This window comes from Robertmurraya massiliosenegalensis JC6 (genome assembly GCF_000311725.1).
Classification (GTDB): domain Bacteria; phylum Bacillota; class Bacilli; order Bacillales; family Cytobacillaceae; genus Robertmurraya; species Robertmurraya massiliosenegalensis.
The window spans coordinates 38,784-61,252 of the sequence record NZ_HE978514.1 but is presented as its reverse complement, the minus strand read 5'-3'; the positions used below and the strand labels follow the sequence as shown (position 1 = coordinate 61,252).

The following is a 22,469-nucleotide window of genomic DNA, read 5'->3' as shown; positions in this document are numbered from 1 at the left end:
TTAAAGAGATTGCTTCTGAGATGGATTGCCCAGAAGGCACAGTTAAGACATGGCTTCATAAAGCATTGCAATCGATGAGAACAAAACTTTCCGAGAAGGGAGAGAACTAGCATGTTTTCGAATGAAGAAGAAAAGCTAAAGATATACAATCAAGAATTAGACCAAATAGCAGTGAAACAAAATAAACTTGATGAAGCTATTGAATCAGGTTTTCGCAAAGCTCAGTTTGATAAAAGGCGTCGTAAAAAATGGTGGTCGAGTGCCGCCTTGATTGCTGCCTTGTTTTTGGTATTTTTCACATCGATAAGAGTTTCACCTGCATTTGCGAGCTATATAGCTGAGATTCCTGGAATGGAAAAAATCGTCGAGTTGCTCCGCCATGATAAAGGGATGATGACAGCGATCGAACATGACTATTACGAGGCGATTGGCGTGTCGGAGAAAAAGAATAGCATTGAGATTATCCTCGATGGGACGATTGCTGATGAAAATGGATTAGTCCTTTTTTATACGATTGAGTCTGATGAGAAGCAAACCGAACTCGTGATGGGGGATGTTTTCTTGAAAAATAAGGAGGGAGAAGAATTGAAGTATGGCTCCGCCTCCCTTGATACTTACCATTATTCTGATAAAGGAGAGAAAACCTTTAACGGAACGATTGAATATTTCTTTGTCGATGCGCCATTAACCGAAAAAGAGATGATGCTTGAGATGGAATTAAAAGGTGAGATGTATTCACTTCCATTCACACTTAAAGAAGAGATAAAAGAGAAAAAGACGTATACGATTAATCAATCAGTCACAATAGAAGGGCAGAAGATTGAAGTTCTTGAGGCGAATGTGTATCCACTTAGAGTGGCCGTTCATGTGAAAGCGGAGCCGAATAATACGAAGAAGTTGTTCGCATTTGAAGATATACGGCTGTTAGATGAAAATGGAGAAGCGTGGTCCAAAATCATGAACGGGGTTACAGCAAGTCATATTTCAGACGATGAATGGATGTTTTATTTGCAAAGTAATTATTTCACTGACCCTGAGGAAATGTATTTGGCCTTTAATAAAATTCAAGCTCTTGATAAAGGAAACACTGTAGTGATTGTTGATACGGAAAAAGAAGAAATAATCCAACAACCAAAGGGGAATAAGCTAAGAGATCTTGCAATATCCGGAAATGAGATTAGCTTTAATCTATTTACAGAAAAGGAATTCCATTACGGATTATTTAGCGAAGTGGTTGACGGAAAAGGAAAGAATGTCGACACGAGCTCGAGTTTTTGGAGAGGAGATGATCAGGGGAACGCCTCTATTGGAGTAGTAATTCCCCGTCTAAACAGCTATTCAAGTCCAATCACCTTTGAGCTCTCCGCCTATCCCGAGTGGATTCAGGGGGAAGCGAAGATCCGGATTAAATAAATGAGGAGACCGTGACCTAATCAGTCACGGTTTTTCAACGAAAAAAATTTTAGAAAATCCCTTGACCTTTACGTTACGTCAAAGTTTATCGTAAAGACATAAGGAGGTGAGCAGTTTGGAATATACAGTGCAAAAGCTAGCTCAACTGGCAGGAGTTAGTTCTAGAACATTACGTTATTACGATGAAATTGGAATTCTTTCCCCGGCAAGGACCAATTCATCGGGATATCGTATTTATGGCCAAAAGGAAGTGGATCGATTGCAACAAATTCTTTTTTATCGGGAATTGGGGATAGCTTTAGAGACAGTTAAGGAGATTATCACTTCTCCTACATTTGATGCTGAGCTTGCATTGAAAGAACATCGGGAACAACTTTTAGAAAAAAGAAAGCAGCTAGATCTGCTTATTACAAATGTAGAAAAAACAATTGCTTCATCAGAAGGGAGAATGACCATGAGTGATCAGGAAAAGTTTGAGGGATTTAAGAAAAAGATGGTGGAAGAGAACGAGCAGAAATATGGAAAAGAAATTCGTGAAAAATATGGGGAAGAAACGGTTGAACAATCCAATGCTAAGTTGATGAATATGAGTCAAGAGGATTATGAGGCCGTAACAAAGCTTGAATCAGCAGTGCGAACTACATTGGCGGAAGCTTTTAAAACAGGAGATCCTGCAGGGGAACTTGCGCAAAAGGCAGCTGATTTGCACAAACAATGGCTCACATATTACTGGACTGCGTACAGTAAAGAAGCTCACGCAGGTTTAGCTCAAATGTATGTCGACGACGAAAGATTTACTGCCTATTATGATAAGGAACAGCCTGGAACAGCAGCTTTCTTAAGAGATGCTATTCAAATTTATACTGGACAAAACTAAGCAATGTCAGAATCGACTGGGGACGCCTGGTCGATTTTTCGTTTATAATAATTGTATTAGACTTGTCTTTGAGGGTGACCGTATTAAAAAGCTGACAAAATTATTATTCATCTGTGCTGGTTTTTTAAGTTTAGGAGTGGGGATACTAGGAATCATTTTGCCAGTAATCCCGACTACGCCATTACTTTTATTAGCATCATATTGTTTTGTGAAAGGTTCCGAGAAATTTGCGGTTTGGTTTAAAGGAACGGATATATATAATAAGCATTTAGAGGGATTCGAGACTAATAAAACGATGACGCTCAAGCAGAAGATCGTATTGAATGTATTTGCCGATAGTATGATTGCGATTGCTTTTTTCACTGTTGATAAATGGTTTGTACGAGTGATGCTTATTTTAGTCGTAGTGTATAAGTACTATTATTTTATTTATAAGATTAAAACCGTAAAATAGCTTTGAAGAAAATACATAAATCGTTTAAAAAAGGATGAGGATAAATGTTCGTTGGTCGTGCGGTGTATGTATTAGGTTTGGCCTTTGTCTTATTTAGCAGCGTTTTAATTTTGATGTCGATTTTTTCAAAACATGGTGGAGAAGCAGTGGTTCCGTTATTTGCCTTACTTAATGGATTGATAGCAATGGGAATTGGGGAATTGGTGATTGATTTATATCATCGAAAAAAAGTTGAGAAGAGCTAGCCAATAAGATTTTTTAACTATAATGAGCCTTAGTTTTCTGTTGCGAATTCTGTAAACGTAATATAAACGGAGAATTTCTCCGTCTAATTATCAGAGCGGGTGGTGCTCCACTATAGAAAGCTAAATAAAGAAAGAAAAAGACGTATGCTATTGATACGTCTTTTTCTAGTAATCCGATATTGGAACTCTTATTTAATCCCCTTCATAAATCCTTGAATTTTCGGTGCAAAGAGGAAAAGGATGATCGCTAATACGATGGATGCTCCACCGATGACACCAAAGTAAATCATTTCTGTTGCTGGTTTGTAGAATTTTACAACTTGAGCATTGAGAGCCTGTGCAGCTGCGTTAGACAAGAACCAAAGGCTCATCGTTTGGGCAGAGAAGGCTGATGGTGCTAATTTTGTTGTTGCCGAAAGTCCAACTGGAGATAAACATAATTCCCCTAGAACAACAATGAAATAGCTCAATACTAGCCATAATGGATTAACAAGTGCATCCGTTCCAGCGAAATAGCCTGGAATCAGAATGACAATAAAGGATAACCCAGCAAATAGTAAACCAAATGAGAATTTTTGTGGAATTGTCGGCTGACGTTTTCCAAGTCTCATCCATAACCATGCAAAAATTGGAGCTAAAGTAATAATAAATAATGGATTTAAAGATTGGAACCAAGCTGGAGAAATCGAAAACCCAGCAAATTCAAGCTGTGTCCGTTTATCAGCGTAATTCGCTAAAATGGTTGACCCTTGTTCTTGAATGGCCCAGAACATTACAGATGCAACAAATAACGGGATATAAGCAATTAATCTAGAACGTTCTACAGATGTCGTTTTCTTGCTTCGATACATCACAGTGAAGTAAATAATTGGTAAGCCAATTCCTAAAATCCCTACGAGGGCGACAAAGCTATCAAACGTAAGAAGCCCCATCGGAATCGCCACAGCAATCATGATGGCAAGAATAATTATCGATAAGCTAACGATTGTAAAAGTCTTCTTCTTTTCAGATGCTGACATCGGGTTTGGAACAATGGTACCAGCAAGCCCTAAGTTCTTTTTCTTTGTAAAAATAAATAATAGAAGTCCGATGAACATACCTACGGCCGCAATTGCAAATCCTAAATGGAAATCATGTTTCATTCCTACCTCACCAACGATAAGCGGTGAAAGGAAACCACCAAGATTAATCCCCATGTAGAAAATACTAAAACCAGAATCACGACGGTTGTCTTGTTCGCTATAAATATCCCCAACGACGCTTGATACGTTTGGCTTCAGTAAACCTGTTCCAAGTACAATAAGAACCATGGAGATAAAGAATAAAGGAAGATTTCCTGGTATGGCAAGCGCAATATGACCAAGCATAATCAAAATTCCGCCGTAGAAAACAGCTTTAGATGTACCGAATATGCGGTCTGCTAACCAACCACCGATAATTCCGGACATATAAACTAAAGAGCCGTAAATAGACATAATTGATAGTGCTGTCGTCTGATCTAAACCAAGACCACCTTTTGAAACCTCATAATACATATAATAAACAAGGATGGCTCTCATTCCGTAGTAAGAAAATCTTTCCCAAAACTCTGTAAAGAAAAGGGTAAATAATCCTTTAGGATGTCCAAAAAATCCCTTTTGAGGTACACTTTCCACAATTTTCTGTTTCATTTCATTACTCATACTGAATCCTCCTTAACATTATTCCATAATACTTTTAATAGTTTAGTATTGTCAAAATAATTTGTTGGATTGGGAGTAAATTCCTATTTTTAAAGTGTTTACACTGGTTCAAATGGAATATATTAACGTTTTAATATTATTTTTAAATATTAATCATGAGGATGATACTTTTTTTTCTTTCCCATTCATTACCACGATAAACATCATCCATGTAAAATAGGAGGAAAAAGAAGGAGAGGGAGATAAAGTGAGAATTGGAGCATTGAAAGAAATCATCCGTCACCCTGTAAAATCATTTCGAGGTGAAAATGTTTTAAAAACGAAAGTTGTTTCCTACGGTTTATATGGAGATCGTAGCCATGCTTTTTTAGACGAGAAAAGACCTGGAAAATACTTGACCCTTACTCAAGTACCCGAGCTAGCAAACTATCATGCCATATTTGTTGGAGAAGAAAGCTTAGATAGATTTCCATCCATCAAAATACAATCACCATCAGGGAGTAGTTTCCAATGGGAAGATGTGAAGTTAGCGGAAGAATTGGAGGAGTTGTCTGGTAGAAAAGTGAAGCCAGTTCAATATTCTCCAGACTATGTTCCATTTGGAGCGATCGAAGAAGAGCATATATTAATTACGACAGAGGCTTCTCTCTTAAAAATGTCAGAGATTTGGGGCAAACAAGTAGACTATAGGAGGTTTCGACCTAATTTAGTTCTCTCTCTTAACGAACATGAACCTTTTATTGAAGAAACATGGTTTGGGAAGAGAATGCAGATAGGTGAAGCAGAAATCATTGTGAAAAGGCATTGCGAACGTTGCCAAATTATTAACATTGATCCCGAAACCGGATTATCTGATCCAACGTTATTAAAAACTGTATACAAGGAAAGACACAATTGCTTTGGAGTTTATGCTTCTGTTGTAAAGACTGGAAATATTGCAGTTGGAGATAGTATTTCGCTTTTCGATTAATAATGAAAGCTCATTTCACAAACTTACGTTCAAAAATAATTTTCAGCTTATATTCCAATAAAAGCGATTATGAAAGAGGAACATCATTTACACTGTTCCTCTTTCAATCAGCTTTGCTTGAATTTCTATAGAAGATATTTCTTCATGAATCGCTTGAAGGAAAAGATCTTTTCCGATGTCCTCGAGTGGAATTTCGATCGTGGTAATGTCCAGCATTCTCGCAATCGGTTGATTATCGAAGCCGATAAGAGCAAGCTCTTCAGGAATGGAGATTTGCTCGTTCTGACAATGAGTAATGATTCCAGCTGCAACTTGATCCGAAGTAACTAGTATTGCACTTGGAGGCTCTTCCATCTCTTGAATGCGCTTGACTATCTGTTCACCGTCTTCTAAATGATAGTATCCGTAAATGATGTAATCTGGGTTTAACGGCAACTGATATTTTTTAATGAAATCCTCATAAGCTAATTGACGCTCATGACTATTCGTCCCCTTTTTTCTGCCAATCGTATAACCAATCCTTCTATGACCCTTTTCGTATAAATACTCCAATGCCATCATAAATGCTTGATATTGATTGACGAAAGTGGCTGCCAATTCTTCATCTTCTACCTTTTCGCATAAGACGATTGGACCGTAGGGGAGGTATTCCTTAATAATGGCCATTTCACAAGCTCTAGAGCAAATAATTAAGGAGTCGATTTGTTTTTGCTTTAACATTTGCAGGGCTTCTAACTCTCTGCTCTCGATATAGTCAGTTTGGAATAACATAAGCTTATAATTATGTTCGAGTGCTTGACTAGCAATCCCTTTTAGTAACTGTCCAAAATAAGGAATATCGGTAAAAGGAAGGACGACTCCTATTAGTTGCGTTTTTCCCTTACTTAAGTGAACAGCATTGATGTTTTGCTGATAATTACTTTTCCTGATCGCTTCTAATACGGCTAGTCTTTTTTCTTCCTTTACATAAGGATGGTTATTCAATACTCGAGATACAGTTGAGACAGATACATTCGCCATTTTGGCTAAGTCTTTAATATTTGTCATAAACATCATCCTTTTAAAGCGTCAATAATCGCCGTGTAATTAACTAAAATAGTCATCAAATTTCTCAAATGGCTGAACATCCATGGATTGGCCAGAGGCCCTCAAACAATAATATGAAGAAGATAAAATAATGAAACAAAGAATGATTAATCCGAACATACATATACGCCTCCTTATCTCTTTGATAAGAGCGTAAAGGATGAAACGCGTTTCATGTCAATATATAGATTTAGAACGATTAAAAGAAGCTCCTATATTAGTTTACACATGCTGTTGAGTTTGTGGATTCAATATACATGTTAATAGGGTTCTAACAATCAAACAAGCATGGAATAATTATGGATACAGTATTGTTCATTGTGGGGAATATACAAATTTCTTTCAAAAAAGAAATGAAAATAAGGAAGAGCGATTTCAGTGATAGTATAATAGTTATAAAAAAACAACCCAGCCCAGCAAGTATGGTAGCTGAGAAAGGTTGTTTTATCTGAGCATTCACCAGCCTCGCAAAATGGTAGCAAAGAAAGTGAATACTCAACCGTATATTTTGTAAAGTAAATTATAATATACATACAAATAAAAGTCAATTTCTTAAAGGAAAGCAAGGGGGAATTTTTGTTGAATTATACTATTTATTTTGATGAATCAAATAAATTAGATCAACCAAATGGAGGATATTCCTATTATGGAGCGTTTGGTACTAGTGAAGTAAAAATGAACCAAATTATAGAAAATATTAAGTGTATAACTAACAGTAAAAGTGAATTACACTTTGCGGAGTATACAAGCGATACTAATTTTGGAAATTATTTTAAGGCATTAGACTATGTTATAAAACAAGATATAAATATTAATATTTTCATTATAAACAACGAGGATGCTAAAAATATTGCTGATAAAATGGGAATAACGATGACTCAATTCCGCGAACTATTTTACGTAAAAATTCCTGAGCGCCTGTTTTATGGTGTTACGAGAAACCTGAAAAATGGAGAACAAGTACGAATTGTTGTTGATGAAAATGAGGAATATGAAACTTGGAATGTTTACACTAAATTGGAAGAACAAATGAATGCTCATTCTGCGTATAGGAATAAAGGTTATAAAGTTAATTCTGTAACACCTGAGTCTTCCGAAAAATCAATCCCGTTACAAATTATAGATGTTTTTATGGGGATTGTAGTTTTTCTGTTGGAAAAACATTATAAAAACGTAAATGAAAAAAACGATGATATTACATTGAAAGTTAAAAGCGATTTAATTTATCGCTTTTTAATACAAGATGAGAATTTAAACTTGTTTCAAAGTAAAATTACATTATTTAAGTGGGAAGGAAATAGTGATCAAATACAAGATGTGAAAATAAGTGATTTTACATCGGAATTTATTATTGATAAAACACACTATGACATTAAAGAACTGAACTACCTCCAAAAACTTATGATTGAAAACCCTGGTGAGGAGACACGTTTCTATAGAGAAAAAATGGGCTACAAAAATCGAGAACTAAAAAAAATTCAAGGATATATTGATGTGATAAACGGAAAAGGTCGAAATAGCTTTTTTATTAAAGATGTATAGGTGTAGATAATTAAGCAAATTCCCTCGCAATGATTCAATTTTTTATTATCGTTTTTTTATGTTGTACAATTAGATAAAAAACCAAATCAACACGATTTGGTTATTTTAAAGACTTGCTAATTGTTGATGAAGGGCCTTCAATTCCACTTCAATCTCACTAATTTGTTTTTCAAGTGGAGAGAGCTTTCCTTGGACAAACTCCAATTTTTCTAAATCGTTTTGCAAACGGACATATTCATACTTCAATTCTTGAATTTTATATTCAATTTCTTTTTTATTCATTCGTTAGCACCTCGATTCTTACTTATATTCATAACATATATTCCTCAATTCGTCATTGCTAAAGGGTATGAATTGCTCCTCTTTTTTCTTCTAATACGTATTGATTTCGTCCAGCTCCAATTCCAGCAACAGTCATGATAATAGTAAGAACCATTAGGAGAAACAAGGCAATGGTCCAAGAATGAAAAACGTCATAAATAAAGCCTAAGAGGATGGGACCTAATGCTGCTAAAAAATAGCCAATCGACTGGGACATAGCTGAAAGATTAGCAGCCTGTTTGGCATTGGCTGCTCGTAAAACCATTAGAGTTAAAGCAAGACTTATGGCGGCTCCTGTTCCTAGACCAATTGAAATAATCGAAAGGCACAAAAGAACCAAATTTCCTCCAACGAGTAACCCAATAAGGCCACTCATACAAAGTGCGCCGATGGCAATGACGATTCCCTTTTGATTTGGTACTCGGTCTGCGAGAATCGGGATGATAAAATTGGCTGGGATTCCGGAAAACTGAAGAATCGAGACCATCCATCCAGCTGTAGAAATATGAACACCATGACTATAAAGCATTTCGGGAAGCCAGGTGATAAAACAAAAGTATATCGTCGATTGTAGACCCATAAATAATGTTACCTGCCATGCGAGTCCAGAAGAAAGCAGAGAAGAATGAGCTGGTGTAACTTGGAAATATTGACCAGGAATTTTTTCTTTGCGTTTGCTTTGAACGAGCCAAATAAATAGGGCAGGAATAATTAAAATCATCCAAACACGAAGTGAACCTTGCCAGCCTAAATGTAAGGTTTCAGCTAAAGGAACACTAATTCCAGGTGCAATTCCAGCCATTGTTCCCATAGACACAGTATACATACCGGTCATCAAACCCACTTTAGTAGGAAAGCTTTGCTTCACAATCCCTGGTAAAATGACATTACAAATCGCAACACCGAGTCCAATAATGCCCGTTCCAAGAAATAATGTAAAGAGCATTCCTGATGACCTTATAAATAAACCGATCCCTAGGAAAACAAGTGCAATAAGGACGGTAAGTTCTTTGCCAATTTTTTGCGAAAGCCTTGGTGCTAAGGGAGAAAGAAACGCAAATGCGAGTAAAGGAAGTGTTGTGATAAATCCAGCTGCACTATTTGACATTCCTGTATCCTCTTTTATAAAGCTAATCAGTGGTCCGACAGAAGTGATCGATGGTCTTAAGTTGAAGGCCACGAAAATAATTCCGAAGATTAATAGGGTGTTTCTTGATACCATCACTTTAGGTGTTATTTTGCGGGCCTTTTCCATATATATGCACTCCCAAAATAAAGTTATAAACATTCTATAACAATTCTGACTATTATGAAAGTGTTGGATTGCTTATAGAGAAACGATAAAAGAGAACTTATGTTAAGATTATTTATGAGGGAATTTTCCCCGAGAAAATAGATTACTAAAAAGGAAAGGTCGTATGATGAAAACAAATCGCAAATTTTTACTCGTAATGTTTACCCTACTATTTGTAAGTTTAGCTGCTTGTGAAAAATCTACTGATGAATCAAATGCTTCACCGGACATTGACGAAGAATCGACAGAGACATCTTCGAATACCGATAAACCTGGATCAGAAGGTAATAATGCTAACTCAGAAAATGATAATACGGATTCAGAGAGTAATAGCTCAATTAAAAACGAGGAAACATCAGTTAATACAAAGGAAAAGGAAGATGAAGTTAGTCTCAAGGAAGATTATCTTAAGAAACTAGATGAGACGAAAATCGAAATGGACTATCTACGACAAAATCCAACTGATTCCAGTACATACGCTATGAAAAATGCGGAAGGGCAGCGATTTGATGTTTGGGATGGATTATTAAATGAAGTTTATGGTGTTCTTCAAGGGCAACTTTCTCCTGAAGAAATGAATAAGCTTCGCGAAGAGCAGCGTGCATGGATTAAGCACCGAGATAGCACTGCGTTGGAGGCATCTGAAAAATACAAAGGTGGAACACAGGAACAATTAGAATATACAACGGTCTTGAATAATCTCACCGAAGAAAGATGTTTCGAATTAGTGGAAGTGTATATGAAATAATTTCAAAGCTCAGGAGACATGATGCTCCTGAGCTTTGCTATGTGAGTTCTATGCCTTTTTTTCAAATAAGCGCAGGATTTCAACCATCACTTTTGTTGCTTTTTCCATATTATCAACGGAAATGTATTCAAATTTCCCATGATAATTTTCTCCACCAGTAAAGATATTAGGAGTTGGCAGTCCCATATAGGACAGCTGCGAACCATCTGTCCCACCACGGACTGGTTCAATCACTGGTTTAATGTTGAGATTTGTCATCGCTTCATGGGCAATGTCAACAATCTCCATCACGGGCTCAATTTTTTCACGCATATTGTAATATTGATCATTCATGTCAAGAACAACCTTGTCTTGACCATATTTCTCGCGGAGTTCTTCGACAATTTTAACGATTGTTTCTTTACGATGGTTAAAATTGTCACGATCAAAGTCACGGATGATGTAAGAAAGAGTCGTCTGTTCCACATCTCCATTAATAGAGAGAAGATGGTAGAAGCCCTCATACCCTTCTGTATATTCAGGTGCTTCATCAGCAGGAAGTTTGCTATTAAATTCCATCGCCATTTTTCCCGAGTTGACCATTTTTCCTTTCGCAGTTCCAGGGTGGATATTATTGCCCTTAAACGTTACTTTCGCATAAGCGGCACTAAAGCTTTCATATTGAAGCTGTCCAAGTGGGCCGCCATCCATCGTATAAGCATATTTTGCACCGAATGCCTCTACGTCAAATTTATGAGGTCCTCGACCAATTTCTTCATCAGGAGTAAAAGCAACTCTTACTTTTCCATGTTTAAGTTCAGGGTGTTCGATCAAGTACACAAGCGCAGTCATGATTTCAGCGATGCCAGCTTTATTATCTGCACCTAAAAGAGTCGTTCCATCTGTGGTCATTAAGGTATGGCCTATGTAATTCTTTAGATTTGGATAGTCTTTTGGAGAAAGAATGACACTCAAGCTTTCATTAAGGACTAGATCATTTCCATCATAGCTTTCAACAATTTGTGGGTTGACACCAGCACCAGTAAAGTCAGTTGCTGTGTCCACATGAGCTAAGAAGCCAATTGTTGGTACATCCTTATCTGTGTTGGCAGGGAGTGTTGCCATCACATATCCGTTTTTGTCGATCGTTACGTCGCTCATACCAATCGATTTAAGCTCATCCACAAGCATATTGGCAAGCTCCAGCTGACCTGGTGTTGAAGGACATGTTGGGGAGTCTTCATTAGATTGGGTATCGATTTTCGCATAGCGAACGAGTCTTTCAATTAAATCTTGTTTCAATTTTCTCAACTCCTAATGATTGTTTACTGCTATTATGAAGATCGCTACATTTTTGAAATATTTCGATAAAATGTAAAATCTGTTTTCATTATACTACCAAATTGTCGTTTTTGTCGTAGGTGAAACTTTTTCATTCCATAATCGTAAAAAAATTACAAAAAAAAAGTAAAGTAGGGAAGATGTTGAGGACGGTAAAAGAACATATAAGTTTGAAATTTCTCTTGTTCATTGGAATGGCTATTTTGTTGACAAATGTCCCTTTCCTTGGAAATTATGTCAGGGTCGTCAATACTTTAGTACATGAGTCAGGTCATGCCCTTATTGCCTTGATTGGCGGAGACGTCCATTCGATTTCTCTTTTTATGAACACAGAGGGTGTCACATACACGAGTCATAAATCATGGTTAGGAGGCCTCTTTACAGGGGCAGCGGGATATGTAGCTTCATCGGCTATGGCGTTCGTAGCACTCTGGCTGATTAGTAGAAAAAGGTATAAGGTTTTAACAGGCATATTAATCGGCTTCATCCTCCTTAATTCTATTTTTTGGGTGCGTAATCCGTATGGCATATTTTGGCTTATTTCTTTTGGTGCTGCCTTTCTTTTATTGTTATACAAAGGATCGACGAATTTGATTCAAAACTGCTTACTTCTTATTGCAAGTATTTTATTCGTCGAATCTGTTTCAAGTGCTTTTACGATTCAAATATTAGGATTCATGCAGCCACATGCTGCTGGAGACGCTACTGGTCTTGCAAGAGCAACAAAGATCATCCCTGCCCAAATATGGGGAATCATTCTTTTTGTCCAATCCCTTCTGTTTGTATGGTTGGGATATAAAAATAAAATCTATCGTATTGACTAGAGATGATATCGATCACACCTTTAATAGTCGAAAATGATTATGATGAGGATGTAAAACATCCTATAGGAATAGAAAGGTGTGCATGATATTGAAACAAGCTAACATTCATGATTATATAGAGTATAGTGCAGAGCGATTTACGAAACGAATCGTATTTAAAGAAGGAGAAAGCACCGTTTTTGTCCTTAACTTCACCCCAAAGCAGTCATTGCCGACTCACAAACATCCAGGAACAAATGTTTATCTACTCGTTGTTAACGGTGGAGGGACTTTCACGATTGATGGGAAGGAAGTAGTGGCAAAGGCAAATGACGTCATCGTAGCAGACGGAGAAGAAGAGTTTGCTTTCGTGAATGACACAGATGAAAATACGAGCTTATATGTCATGCTGAACAAAATTCCAAGTGAGCAATATGTTCAAAATATATAACGATGAGAAAAGTGTCCAATTTGAGAGTGAACTCAAATTTGGGCACTTTTGTTCTGTTTAAGATTCTCGTTTACTTACCATCTCAATCAATAGCTTAGAGACAAGAGATAATGTTTTCATTTCATTATAAACAAGATAAAAATAGCGCTCATCTTCAAATCCTTGTAGCTCATGAAGATGAAGTTTGTTTGAAACGGCATATTCCTGTGCTGCAATTTCTGAAATAATGGCAATGCCGATTCCTTGTTTGACAAATTCAATTAATGTTTGACTGCTATCTGTATGGGCAACAATATTCAATTGATCCTCTTTGATATGCTGCTTCTTTAGAAACTTTTCTAAAATGGCCTTCGTTCCAGAATCAGACTTTCTCATCACAAAAGGGTAATGAAGGATATTTTCGATTGAGAGGCGCTCCTCTAATTGAAACTCATCTGATGAAATCACTACTAACCTCTCTTTTTGTAGAGGGTGGTAATGAAGTCTCTCGTCATCGTATTTTTCACCTAGAAATCCTACATCTACTTTTCCGCTCATGACTTTTTCGGCAACAATTTTTGATGGGAATTCACTTAGCATAAACGTAACATTTGGGTATTGGAGTCGGAATTCCTTCACGATTTTCGGCACTAAAAATTGTCCTGGAACAGAGCTAACACCAATATGAATCTTTCCTTTCAGATCGGTAACACTTTCTTTGATATCGTAGAGCGCCTGATCCTTTAGTTCTAGTAATTTCAATGCCCAGTAATATAAGCGCTCCCCGTATGGAGTAACAATGGTGTCCCTGCCAACTCGATCAAATAGGCGCACATTCAACATTTTTTCCAATGATTGAATATGGGAGCTGACAGTCGATTGACTTAAATAGACAGCTTCGGCAGCCTTTGAAAAGCTCTTATGTTCAACCACTTTCGTGAAAACGAAAAGCTGATGTAATTCCATTCTCAAAAACCTCCTACTATATATATTTATCAAAACGATTCATTTATATAGGTATTATCGATAACTTGAATTTATATAAGTTTATCACTTTTTTATAATGAAAGAGGGCTTTAAATAGTAATAGATTATGACAAGTGTGTGCTCCATATTTATTTAGTATACGCTTTCATGTGGAGGAGGTAGCAAAGTGACATCTGAATTAGAACCGGACTTTATCTATGATGCAGGACCTACTGGTTGTGGAGAGCTGATTATGAATCTGTTTTTAACGATAAAAAAGATGCAAACAGGACAGGTGATTAAGGTTATTTCATATGATGCCGGAGCTCGAGAAGATATTCCAGCATGGTGTAGGCTACAGAAACATACTCTAGTGAAACGTGAAGATGAAGGAAAAGTAAGTCAGTATTACATTCAAAAAAACAAAATGGAGGAATGAACATGTCAGGAAAATTTCTAGTCAGTATAACAAATGCAACTAATGATGGGGACAAAGCAACAGTTGGATTTGTAGTTGCGAATGCCGCTGTCGCTTCAGGTCAAGAAACGGTTGTGTTTTTAAATGTGGAAGGAGCCTATCTTGCTGCAAAAGGATATGCAGAGGACATTAATGAAGAAGGCTTTGCACCGTTAAAACAGTTAATGGATCAATTTGTGGAAGCGGGTGGCACCCTTTGGGTATGTAGCCCTTGTTATAAAAAACGTGGTCTTGAAGAGGAAGATCTTATCGAGGGAGCTACAATTGTTGGTGGTGCAAAATTAGTAGAGTTCCTCAGTCAGGGAGCGGCGTCTATTACCTATTAATTCATTTAAAAATGAGAGTTAGAGGGTGAAGAAGTGTACAATCCTCAAGCAGTTTGTGATGGAGGAGATTTGGACTGTGGTTCAGGTCTTCTCCTCATTATAAAGAAAACGATGGATCCACTCGAGTCAGGTGAAATATTAGAGGTTCGTAGTAGAGAAAGAACCGTTTCAGAAGATTTACCTGCTTGGTGTCGGATGGTTGATCATGAATTTCTTGGTTCGGAACAAGGAGAGGGAACAACCTGTTATTTTATCCGCAAAGGGCAAACACAATCTAATTTAAACCATGAATTAGAAGCAGCCAAAGGCTATCAATGGAGCGTCCGTGTTCAAAGTGGAAACCAACTTACAGCAAAAGTTCATACTCGAAACCATACTTTTGTGGCTGGACAACCTGCTGACTTTAGCTCAAAGGTAGATGCACCAAGTGCGATAGACTACTTACTCGCTTCGTTAGGGAGCTGTTTGACTGTTGGCTATAAAGCACTTTCTTCGAAAAGAAATGTGGTGATTGATCATGCTGAGCTTAGTCTAAAAGGCAGCTTAGATAATATTCTCTACCATATGGAAATTGAAGAGGTGGGGAGCCCAAAAATCAGTAAAATAGTGGGAACATTCTATGTTTCTTCTCCTAGTGAGGAAGATTTAGTAGAAGAGATTTGGAAAGAGACGTTAAAACGTTCACCGATTTATCAAACATTAATCAATACGATTGAAATCGACATAAAGCTTGCGATTGTGTTTTAAACGGTGGAAAAAGGATGAGATTGATATGACGAATGTGAAGTTTTTAACGAGCATGATAGGAAGTTGGCCAAGAACGAAAGAAGTGCAAAGGGCAATGCGTGATAAAAAGGCAGGGCGAATCAGCGAAGAACAATTTAATGAAATCGCAGATCAGGCCATTTTACAAATTCTGAAGTGGCAAGAAGAAGCTGGACTTGATTATGTTTCAGATGGTGAACAAAGAAGAGACAATTACATCTCTTTTGTAGCTGAGCATTTACACAATGTTCGCATGCTTTCAGTTGCTGAACTCCTCGACTATGTGGAAGATAAAGCAAGTTTTGAGGAGATTCTCGGAACTTTGGATGTCCCTGCTTATTCGATGACGAATCCAGCAGCGACTGGAAAAATCAGTCGGAAGAAACCATTGGCATTAAATGATTTTTTATTTCTTAAAAAACATACGAATAAAGCCATTAAAGTTACGTTGCCAGGACCGTATCTTTTAACACGCTCGATGTGGGTTGAGGGATTATCAAAAGAGTCATACCCTACTAAAGAAGATTTGGCCATAGATATTATTCATGTGCTTAGAGAAGAACTAGGAGACTTAATCGAAGCAGGAGCTGATTTTGTTCAATTTGATGAACCGGTTTTAACAGAGGTTGTATTTACGAAGAAAAATGCTAACCGTACCTTTATGTGTGGGGCTCTTACTGCTAAAGCGGACGCAGAAGAAGAGATTGCCTTTGCACTTGATTTAATGAACCAGGTGACAGAAGGAATGCTTGAGCGTAAAACGAAAATAGGCGTTCATGTTTGCCGTGGAAATTGGAGCACAGAAGAGGATGTTCTTCTAAGAGGGCCATATGATCCATTAATTCCGTATCTTGCTGAAGTGAAAGTAGACCAGCTTGTCCTAGAGTATTCGACCCCTCGTGCTGGTGAAATAGAAGTAATTAAGGAATTCGCTGGTAAAGAACTAGGGTTTGGGGTCATCAATCCTAGAACAGAAGCAGTTGAGTCGGTGGAAGAGGTTGTAAGCCGTGTACAAGAGGTTCGTAAAATATTGGCTGATGAGATGATCTTTTTGAATCCTGATTGTGGCTTTGGCACTTTTGCTCAACGACCAATGAATCGTGACGAGACTGCTTTCAATAAATTAAAGACGATGGTAGAAGCTGCAAAAGTTTTACGAGAAATGGTCTAGGAGGAGAAAAAATGGCACAGATTTTAGATGTAAAGGTTGAGGGAACTGGTTCAGGAATGCGCTTGGATGCAAGTGCGGGAAAACATAATATTGCTGTCGATGAACCAGTAGCAATGGGTGGTAAGGACTCAGCGGCAGATCCGTTATCGACGTTTTTAGGCGCACTTCTAGCTTGTGAAAATGTAATGGCGCAGATCATCGCAAAGGAAATGGAATTTGACCTCCAAGGTATTACCTTTGAAGCGGAAGGAAATATCGATATTAGCGGCTTGATGGGGAATTTGGAAGTGGACCCGAAATTTCAGGAAGTAACGATTAAGGCTTCCATTCAAACGAGTGAAAGCAAAGAGAGAGTGAAAGAAATGCAAGAAGCTGTGGACTTACGTTGCCCTCTATTTAGAACGGTAAAGGACGCAGGAATCCCAATTCAAAATATATGGGTAAAGGCGTAAAAAAAAAGTCCAACTGAGGACTTTTTTTTTATTCGATCAGTTTAAATTCCACTGATAAATTCTCTTCCTGTAGCTTTTTATTAAATTTGTAGGAGGCGTCACGTAAATAACGGTTATCTTTAATCTTCATCTGATTCCCATCCGCAAAGACGAATGCGTACTCTGATTTATCTCCGATTTCATCTCGATAACGGATGACTTCTGTCACTTCTTCCCAAGAATAAGTTTCTTTTTCAAAGGAAAATAATGGACTATAGGAAATATGATCCGTTGCTAATGCCCGATAGGATTGTGAACCAATAAAGAAAGTAGTCAGCGCCAAGCATAAAAAAATGATGCTGATGATGATGGATAGCTTTCTAATGTTTAATAAAAATAATGTAATAGCAGCTAAAAAAATAAATCCATAGCCAAAAGCAAAAACGGTGAAATTTTCATCTGGTACAGAGACGAAAAATACGTTCTCTTTATGGTGTACAATGTCAGCAACCGTTTGTGGAAGGAAAAAGTAAAGAATCGGTGCAAACACAGCTGTAATAATCGCAATGGCAAGAAAAAGGTGCTTTGTTTGATCATTTTTTTCCATATATAATTCTCCTTAAAAATTCGTTACATTTATATTGAAACAAAGATTACCTCATGTGTATAGATATAAATGTAAAAATTTAGTTAATTATCTCCAATGTTTTTCCACAGCAAAAAAGCTTAAATAGCAGTCATCCACAAAGTTATACACATTATCCACAAAAAACGAGAGGCTTTTTATTAACAATTTTTATCAGGGGAAAAAGCTTATGGAAAATAGCGTTATGAATTGTCATCCACATAATTAACACGCTTGTGGATAAATATGTACACAATTCATTCACAGTTGAACTATAAAATTGTGAAAGAATTGTGAAAAGCATTGTTTTCACTATGCATAAGGTATATATTATAACTGTAGAGAATAAGTGGAAAACTTCACAAGATATGACAATAAATTCTCTACTAAATAAGCAGGCCGGCTTAATGAAGAACGAAAAAAATTTTTTTACTTCGCTTTGTGAAATAAATCACAAATAAAGGGGACGGTTAAAATGAAATGGTGGACAAATCCGAAAGTAGCGATCATTTGGACAATAGCAAGAATCTGGCTTGGAATCCAATGGATTGAAGGCGGTTGGCATAAAGTAGTAGATGGTTTTGATGCAACAGGATTTATACAAGGGGCAATTGCCAAAGCAGCGGGTGAGAATCCGGCAGTACAAGGTTGGTATGCAGCGTTTCTAGAAAACATCGCTTTGCCAAATGGAGATATTTTCAGTGTGTTGGTTGCGTATGGTGAAGTGCTAGTTGGATTAGGATTAATTTTTGGAGTAGCAACAATCCCAGCCTTAATTGCAGGTGCATTCATGAACTTCAACTTCCTAATGGCTGGAACAGTAAGTACAAACCCAATTCTCTTTACAACAGCAGTCATTCTTCTATTCGCAGGTAAGGGAAGCTACTACTGGGGTGTTGACCGATATGCAATTCCATATGTAAAAGAACTGCTAAACAGAAGTAAGAACCTAGCAAATACTCATTAATTTAGATAGAAGTGCTCTAAAAGCCTAAGCTCTAGAGCACTTCTTTTTTCTGATGGCTGTTTTTGTATAGAGTGTAGTTTTTATGAAAAAAACGAGAAGTGAAACTTAAATCCTAGTAAACCAAATCTATAAAATTCATCCACTTGTCTTCTCCACAAATCCTCTATAATATAGAAAGTATTCAACAGGCAGGAAGGAGTCATACATTTTGGAAACAAGGCTTACACTCAAACAAATAAAAGAAATGTGTGGAGATCTCTCCTTCAAAAAAGGCGAAACCTTTTATCACAAAAATAAAGTGCAATTTCAACAAAATAACTCCGACTCCTGCGAAGCGCTCGTCATGGCAGGAGATGAATTTCAAGTATCGATACATTTAAATGACCAAGGAGATGTGCTAACAAGCTGTAGTTGTCCAACCCTTGCTTCTTTCCAAAAAGATTGCCAGCATATTGCAGCCGTTTTAATCGCGCTTTATCATCAACAAACTGCTCCTCAACATTCTGAATTAGCAGAAGGGTTATTATCGATTTTTCAAGAAAAGCCGAAACGTTCAAGTGGGCAACAGCTTCATTTTGAAGACAGACAAGTACTAAATCCCGTTTTCACATGTACACCGATTACAGGAGAAAATGGGCAAATGATGATCGGTATCGCTATTCAAATAGAGGCAACTCCAGTCTTGAATATCAGTAACTTCTTAGAGTCTGTAGGAAGTGGAAAAAGAAGTGTCCTTTCCATTACCTATACGTATGATCCAAGTGCTCATTGTTTTCAAAGAGAAGCTGATCAAGTGATTCATGAGATGATTCAGGTTAATCGTGACGAGGAACTTTTGTCTGAGCAAGCATCTTCTGATAGTAGCATGTTAATCGTTCCTCCAACTTCATGGAAAAGAATTCTACCATTACTCACGACTATCCCGCAAACAAGACTTAACTATGGTAGAAATGCTTATCAAGGACCACAAGTCTCAAACAAGTCATTAGATTTGCATTTTGAATTTCAAGCTACTAATGGAGCTGCTTATCAATTAGCCGTAACAGGGTTAGATCGCTTCGTTGTTTTATCCACCTATGAAACCGTACTTTGTGATGGACAAATCTTTCACTTAGACTATGACGACTGCGTAAGATTAGCTCATTTGCAGGAAATGCTATTTTCATCAAAAACCAATCATATTCCAATTCCGAAAGAGCAAGTTCACTTCTTTTTAGAAAAAATATTGCCTGGCTTAAAAAAGCTAGGGACGGTAACGATTGCAAGTGAATTAGAAAAGAATCTGGTAAGAACTCCTCTTGTTGCGAAGTTGTTTTTAGACAGAGTGAAAAATCGGCTCCTTGTTGGGCTTGAATTTCATTATGGGAAACTAGTCATTAATCCACTTGGAAACTCCAATATTACCTCAATGATCGTGAGAGACATAGGAAAAGAAGAGGCCATTTTGTCGTTAATCGAAGAGAGTGATTTAGCAAATACAGATGAGGGCTATTTTCTTCATAATGAAGAACTCGAATATGAATTTTTAACTTATACCGTTCCGAAGTTGCAAAAGCTAACAAAGGTGTATGCCACGACAGCGGTACGAAATCGAATTTTCAAAGGACATGCCCCACCAAAAATAAGAGTGAAATTTAAGAAAGAGCGGACAAACTGGCTTGAATTTAAATTTGAAATGGATGGAATTCCAGAAACTCAAATTCGCGAACTTCTTCAAGCATTAGAAGAAAAAAGGAAGTACTATCGTTTGCGTAATGGTTCCCTGCTTTCCCTTGAGACAAAAGAGTTTGAAGAGATGCAACGTTTTTTAAATTCGGTGCCGTTACAAGAGGATGCCGATCATTCATTCGAGCTTCCGTTGTTAAAGGGGATTGCTTATCTCGATTCCATTATGGAAAATGAACTCTTTACCCCAGAACAATCGTTTCGCCAGTTTTTAAAAGAGATGACCGACCCAGACGTGAGTCGAGCAAAAGTTCCTGGAAATTTAGCGCATTTTCTTCGCGATTATCAGAAGAAGGGTTATCAGTGGATGAAAACTCTTGCCAGTTATGGTTTTGGTGGTATTTTAGCAGATGATATGGGTCTTGGAAAAACCATTCAAAGTATCACCTATATCCAATCTGTGATAGATGAAATTCGCAAAAGTAGTCTGCCGGTACTAATCGTCTCTCCATCTTCTGTCACATACAATTGGTTAAGTGAGTTAAAGAAATTTACACCAGAGATTGATGCTGTTGTGGTGGACGGAGACAGGAAGAAAAGAACAAGTCTATATGCTGAATTGAAAAATACAGATGTCTGCATTACTTCTTACACCTTACTTAGGAAAGATTTACATTTACTTGAACGGGAAAAATTCCATACGGTATTCTTTGATGAAGCGCAGAGCTTTAAAAATCCAACGACGCAAACGGCGAAAGCAGTTAAAAAAATTCAAGCTGATTATCGCTTTGCTTTAACTGGAACACCAGTCGAGAACTCTAGTGAAGAACTTTGGTCGATTTATCATGTCGTTTTTCCAGAACTTTTTAGAGGATTAAAAAGTTACGCAAACCTAACTAGTAAACAAATTGCAAGAAGAACAAGACCATTTCTTCTGCGCAGATTGAAAGAGGATGTACTGGAAGAACTTCCGGAGAAAATTGCTCTTCAGGAATCGGTGGAGCTGGTTACTGAGCAGAAGGAGTTGTATGCTGCCTATTTAGCAAAACTCAGACATGACACCCTTAAACATTTAGACAAAGATACGATTCGGAAAAATCGCATTCGGATTTTGGCAGGCTTAACAAGACTGAGACAAATTTGTTGTCATCCGGCTCTATTTGTTGATGGATACAAGGGTAGGGCTGCTAAGTTTGAAAAGCTTATGCAAATCGTCGAAGAAGCTAAACTAGCAGGCAGAAGAGTATTGATTTTTTCACAATTTACAAAAATGCTCGATTTAATTGGCAGAGAGTTAGCTGAAAAAGGCGATCCGTTTTTCTATCTAGATGGTACTACGCCATCAGAAGAACGAATTGAGATCTGCAATCGATTTAATCAAGGGGAAAATAGTTTCTTTCTCATTTCATTAAAGGCTGGTGGAACAGGGTTGAATTTGACTGGAGCGGACACGGTTATTCTTTATGATATTTGGTGGAATCCCGCTGTTGAGGAACAAGCTGCAGACCGGGCCCATCGGATTGGCCAAGAGAATACAGTTAAAGTCATTAAATTAATTTCCAGGGGAACAATTGAAGAAAAAATGGATCAGCTTCAAGATAAGAAACGACATCTCATCGATGAGTTGGTGAAATCCTCAGGCAATCAAGCATGGGCATTAACAGATGAAGATATTCGTGAGCTTTTAGAAGTATAAAGTCAGTGGGGAAGGACCCCACTGAAATTAAAGAATAATCTACAGCAGTTCCCATCAGGCTGATTGAAAACGTTTGTCTTTCGAGGCGCGAAGTCTTGGGAGGAGCGGAGTTACCATAGTAGGTAATGAGCACCGGACAAGGCGAAGCAACGAAGAAAGCGAGCGTTTGTCAACAGCCTGAGTCAGTGGGGAAG

The 22,469-nt window shown here is 37.5% G+C and carries 24 protein-coding genes; 17 read left to right on the top strand and 7 right to left on the bottom strand.

Annotation, left to right across the window (positions count from 1 at the left end; all coding sequences use genetic code 11):
• The 5 genes from BMSHG_RS28240 to BMSHG_RS13700 form a co-directional block, all read left to right on the top strand.
• Nucleotides 1-110 (top strand): RNA polymerase sigma factor (locus BMSHG_RS28240; RefSeq protein WP_268869994.1); only part of this gene is annotated, 110 nt, incomplete at its 5' end.
• A 1-nt stretch (nt 111) separates the two neighbouring features.
• Nucleotides 112-1,413 (top strand): DUF4179 domain-containing protein, encoded by a 1,302-nt coding sequence (locus BMSHG_RS13715; protein WP_019155021.1) that lies wholly within the window; start codon nt 112-114, stop codon nt 1,411-1,413.
• Nucleotides 1,414-1,528: 115 nt separating this feature from the next.
• On the top strand, nt 1,529-2,290 hold the full coding sequence (locus BMSHG_RS13710; RefSeq protein ID WP_019155020.1) for a MerR family transcriptional regulator: 762 nt from the start codon (nt 1,529-1,531) through the stop codon (nt 2,288-2,290).
• Nucleotides 2,259-2,744: a YbaN family protein gene (locus BMSHG_RS13705; RefSeq protein WP_019155019.1), complete on the top strand. Its 486-nt coding sequence runs from the start codon at nt 2,259-2,261 to the stop codon at nt 2,742-2,744. Before BMSHG_RS13710 ends, BMSHG_RS13705 begins: the two co-directional genes overlap by 32 nt.
• Before the next feature lie 44 nt (nt 2,745-2,788).
• Nucleotides 2,789-2,989, top strand: a complete 201-nt coding sequence (locus BMSHG_RS13700; protein ID WP_019155018.1) for a hypothetical protein — start codon at nt 2,789-2,791, stop codon at nt 2,987-2,989.
• A gap of 188 nt (nt 2,990-3,177) precedes the next feature.
• Here the strand turns inward: BMSHG_RS13700 and BMSHG_RS13695 are convergent, their stop codons facing one another.
• Nucleotides 3,178-4,671, bottom strand: coding sequence for a peptide MFS transporter (locus BMSHG_RS13695; protein ID WP_019155017.1), 1,494 nt, complete (start codon nt 4,669-4,671; stop codon nt 3,178-3,180).
• A 247-nt stretch (nt 4,672-4,918) separates the two neighbouring features.
• On the opposite strand from BMSHG_RS13695, the gene BMSHG_RS13690 reads away from it, so the two are divergent.
• Entirely contained in the window at nt 4,919-5,641 is a 723-nt protein-coding gene (locus tag BMSHG_RS13690; protein ID WP_019155016.1) for an MOSC domain-containing protein, read from the top strand.
• Nucleotides 5,642-5,728: 87 nt separating this feature from the next.
• Here the strand turns inward: BMSHG_RS13690 and BMSHG_RS13685 are convergent, their stop codons facing one another.
• On the bottom strand, nt 5,729-6,688 hold the full coding sequence (locus tag BMSHG_RS13685; RefSeq protein ID WP_019155015.1) for a LacI family DNA-binding transcriptional regulator: 960 nt from the start codon (nt 6,686-6,688) through the stop codon (nt 5,729-5,731).
• 618 nt (nt 6,689-7,306) lie between these two features.
• Here BMSHG_RS13685 and BMSHG_RS13670 point away from each other — a divergent pair.
• Nucleotides 7,307-8,269 carry a DUF3800 domain-containing protein gene (locus tag BMSHG_RS13670; protein WP_019155012.1) on the top strand — a complete coding sequence of 321 codons (963 nt, stop codon included), beginning with the start codon at nt 7,307-7,309 and terminating at the stop codon, nt 8,267-8,269.
• Between the two features lie 105 nt (nt 8,270-8,374).
• Here BMSHG_RS13670 and BMSHG_RS28705 read toward each other — a convergent pair whose 3' ends face one another.
• The gene (locus BMSHG_RS28705) at nt 8,375-8,551 is read right to left on the bottom strand and encodes an SE1832 family protein (RefSeq protein WP_019155011.1); all 177 of its coding nucleotides are present in this window, start codon (nt 8,549-8,551) and stop codon (nt 8,375-8,377) included.
• A gap of 58 nt (nt 8,552-8,609) precedes the next feature.
• Complete coding sequence (locus BMSHG_RS13660) at nt 8,610-9,845, bottom strand: CynX/NimT family MFS transporter (protein ID WP_019155010.1); 1,236 nt, start codon at nt 9,843-9,845, stop codon at nt 8,610-8,612.
• A gap of 163 nt (nt 9,846-10,008) precedes the next feature.
• Here BMSHG_RS13660 and BMSHG_RS13655 point away from each other — a divergent pair, with 163 nt between their 5' ends.
• Nucleotides 10,009-10,632 carry a lysozyme inhibitor LprI family protein gene (locus tag BMSHG_RS13655; RefSeq protein WP_019155009.1) on the top strand — a complete coding sequence of 208 codons (624 nt, stop codon included), beginning with the start codon at nt 10,009-10,011 and terminating at the stop codon, nt 10,630-10,632.
• A 48-nt stretch (nt 10,633-10,680) separates the two neighbouring features.
• On the opposite strand, the gene pepT is transcribed toward BMSHG_RS13655, so the two are convergent.
• Nucleotides 10,681-11,913: a peptidase T gene (pepT, locus tag BMSHG_RS13650; RefSeq protein WP_019155008.1), complete on the bottom strand. Its 1,233-nt coding sequence runs from the start codon at nt 11,911-11,913 to the stop codon at nt 10,681-10,683.
• Between the two features lie 179 nt (nt 11,914-12,092).
• Here pepT and BMSHG_RS13645 point away from each other — a divergent pair, with 179 nt between their 5' ends.
• Together BMSHG_RS13645 and BMSHG_RS13640 are read left to right on the top strand one after the other, a co-directional pair.
• On the top strand, nt 12,093-12,776 hold the full coding sequence (locus BMSHG_RS13645; RefSeq protein WP_034658874.1) for a M50 family metallopeptidase: 684 nt from the start codon (nt 12,093-12,095) through the stop codon (nt 12,774-12,776).
• Between the two features lie 88 nt (nt 12,777-12,864).
• Entirely contained in the window at nt 12,865-13,206 is a 342-nt protein-coding gene (locus BMSHG_RS13640) for a cupin domain-containing protein (RefSeq protein WP_019155006.1), read from the top strand.
• Between the two features lie 57 nt (nt 13,207-13,263).
• Here BMSHG_RS13640 and BMSHG_RS13635 read toward each other — a convergent pair whose 3' ends face one another.
• Nucleotides 13,264-14,151: a selenium metabolism-associated LysR family transcriptional regulator gene (locus BMSHG_RS13635; protein ID WP_019155005.1), complete on the bottom strand. Its 888-nt coding sequence runs from the start codon at nt 14,149-14,151 to the stop codon at nt 13,264-13,266.
• A gap of 187 nt (nt 14,152-14,338) precedes the next feature.
• On the opposite strand from BMSHG_RS13635, the gene BMSHG_RS13630 reads away from it, so the two are divergent.
• Genes BMSHG_RS13630 through BMSHG_RS13610 form a run of 5 tightly spaced genes read left to right on the top strand, consistent with a single transcriptional unit; the run spans nt 14,339 to nt 17,343 of the window.
• The gene (locus BMSHG_RS13630) at nt 14,339-14,590 is read left to right on the top strand and encodes a sulfurtransferase TusA family protein (protein WP_019155004.1); all 252 of its coding nucleotides are present in this window, start codon (nt 14,339-14,341) and stop codon (nt 14,588-14,590) included.
• Between the two features lie 2 nt (nt 14,591-14,592).
• Complete coding sequence (locus BMSHG_RS13625) at nt 14,593-14,955, top strand: DsrE family protein (protein WP_019155003.1); 363 nt, start codon at nt 14,593-14,595, stop codon at nt 14,953-14,955.
• A gap of 33 nt (nt 14,956-14,988) precedes the next feature.
• A complete protein-coding gene (locus BMSHG_RS13620; protein ID WP_019155002.1) occupies nt 14,989-15,702 on the top strand; it encodes a sulfurtransferase TusA family protein in 714 nt (237 codons plus the stop codon).
• Nucleotides 15,703-15,727: 25 nt separating this feature from the next.
• A complete protein-coding gene (locus BMSHG_RS13615; RefSeq protein WP_019155001.1) occupies nt 15,728-16,891 on the top strand; it encodes a cobalamin-independent methionine synthase II family protein in 1,164 nt (387 codons plus the stop codon).
• Nucleotides 16,892-16,902: 11 nt separating this feature from the next.
• Entirely contained in the window at nt 16,903-17,343 is a 441-nt protein-coding gene (locus tag BMSHG_RS13610) for an OsmC family protein (RefSeq protein ID WP_019155000.1), read from the top strand.
• Between the two features lie 28 nt (nt 17,344-17,371).
• Here BMSHG_RS13610 and BMSHG_RS13605 read toward each other — a convergent pair whose 3' ends face one another.
• Nucleotides 17,372-17,929: a hypothetical protein gene (locus tag BMSHG_RS13605; RefSeq protein WP_019154999.1), complete on the bottom strand. Its 558-nt coding sequence runs from the start codon at nt 17,927-17,929 to the stop codon at nt 17,372-17,374.
• Between the two features lie 493 nt (nt 17,930-18,422).
• Here BMSHG_RS13605 and BMSHG_RS13600 point away from each other — a divergent pair, with 493 nt between their 5' ends.
• Together BMSHG_RS13600 and BMSHG_RS13595 are read left to right on the top strand one after the other, a co-directional pair.
• The gene (locus BMSHG_RS13600; protein ID WP_019154998.1) at nt 18,423-18,914 is read left to right on the top strand and encodes a DoxX family protein; all 492 of its coding nucleotides are present in this window, start codon (nt 18,423-18,425) and stop codon (nt 18,912-18,914) included.
• Between the two features lie 208 nt (nt 18,915-19,122).
• Complete coding sequence (locus tag BMSHG_RS13595; protein ID WP_019154997.1) at nt 19,123-22,275, top strand: DEAD/DEAH box helicase; 3,153 nt, start codon at nt 19,123-19,125, stop codon at nt 22,273-22,275.
• Nucleotides 22,276-22,469: the final 194 nt, after the last annotated feature.

What these genes read in the sequence shown, in the direction of transcription:
- BMSHG_RS13615 (WP_019155001.1), top strand. Translation starts at nt 15,728, where the DNA reads ATGACGAATGTGAAGTTTTTAACGAGCATGATAGGAAGTTGGCCAAGA.
- BMSHG_RS13700 (WP_019155018.1), top strand. Translation starts at nt 2,789, where the DNA reads ATGTTCGTTGGTCGTGCGGTGTATGTATTAGGTTTGGCCTTTGTCTTA.
- BMSHG_RS13660 (WP_019155010.1), bottom strand. Translation starts at nt 9,845, where the DNA reads ATGGAAAAGGCCCGCAAAATAACACCTAAAGTGATGGTATCAAGAAAC.
- BMSHG_RS28705 (WP_019155011.1), bottom strand. Translation starts at nt 8,551, where the DNA reads ATGAATAAAAAAGAAATTGAATATAAAATTCAAGAATTGAAGTATGAA.
- BMSHG_RS13610 (WP_019155000.1), top strand. Translation starts at nt 16,903, where the DNA reads ATGGCACAGATTTTAGATGTAAAGGTTGAGGGAACTGGTTCAGGAATG.
- BMSHG_RS13715 (WP_019155021.1), top strand. Translation starts at nt 112, where the DNA reads ATGTTTTCGAATGAAGAAGAAAAGCTAAAGATATACAATCAAGAATTA.
- BMSHG_RS13655 (WP_019155009.1), top strand. Translation starts at nt 10,009, where the DNA reads ATGATGAAAACAAATCGCAAATTTTTACTCGTAATGTTTACCCTACTA.
- BMSHG_RS13685 (WP_019155015.1), bottom strand. Translation starts at nt 6,688, where the DNA reads ATGACAAATATTAAAGACTTAGCCAAAATGGCGAATGTATCTGTCTCA.
- BMSHG_RS13705 (WP_019155019.1), top strand. Translation starts at nt 2,259, where the DNA reads ATGCTATTCAAATTTATACTGGACAAAACTAAGCAATGTCAGAATCGA.
- BMSHG_RS13645 (WP_034658874.1), top strand. Translation starts at nt 12,093, where the DNA reads ATGTTGAGGACGGTAAAAGAACATATAAGTTTGAAATTTCTCTTGTTC.
- BMSHG_RS13695 (WP_019155017.1), bottom strand. Translation starts at nt 4,671, where the DNA reads ATGAGTAATGAAATGAAACAGAAAATTGTGGAAAGTGTACCTCAAAAG.
- BMSHG_RS13600 (WP_019154998.1), top strand. Translation starts at nt 18,423, where the DNA reads ATGAAATGGTGGACAAATCCGAAAGTAGCGATCATTTGGACAATAGCA.
- BMSHG_RS13625 (WP_019155003.1), top strand. Translation starts at nt 14,593, where the DNA reads ATGTCAGGAAAATTTCTAGTCAGTATAACAAATGCAACTAATGATGGG.
- BMSHG_RS13605 (WP_019154999.1), bottom strand. Translation starts at nt 17,929, where the DNA reads ATGGAAAAAAATGATCAAACAAAGCACCTTTTTCTTGCCATTGCGATT.
- BMSHG_RS13635 (WP_019155005.1), bottom strand. Translation starts at nt 14,151, where the DNA reads ATGGAATTACATCAGCTTTTCGTTTTCACGAAAGTGGTTGAACATAAG.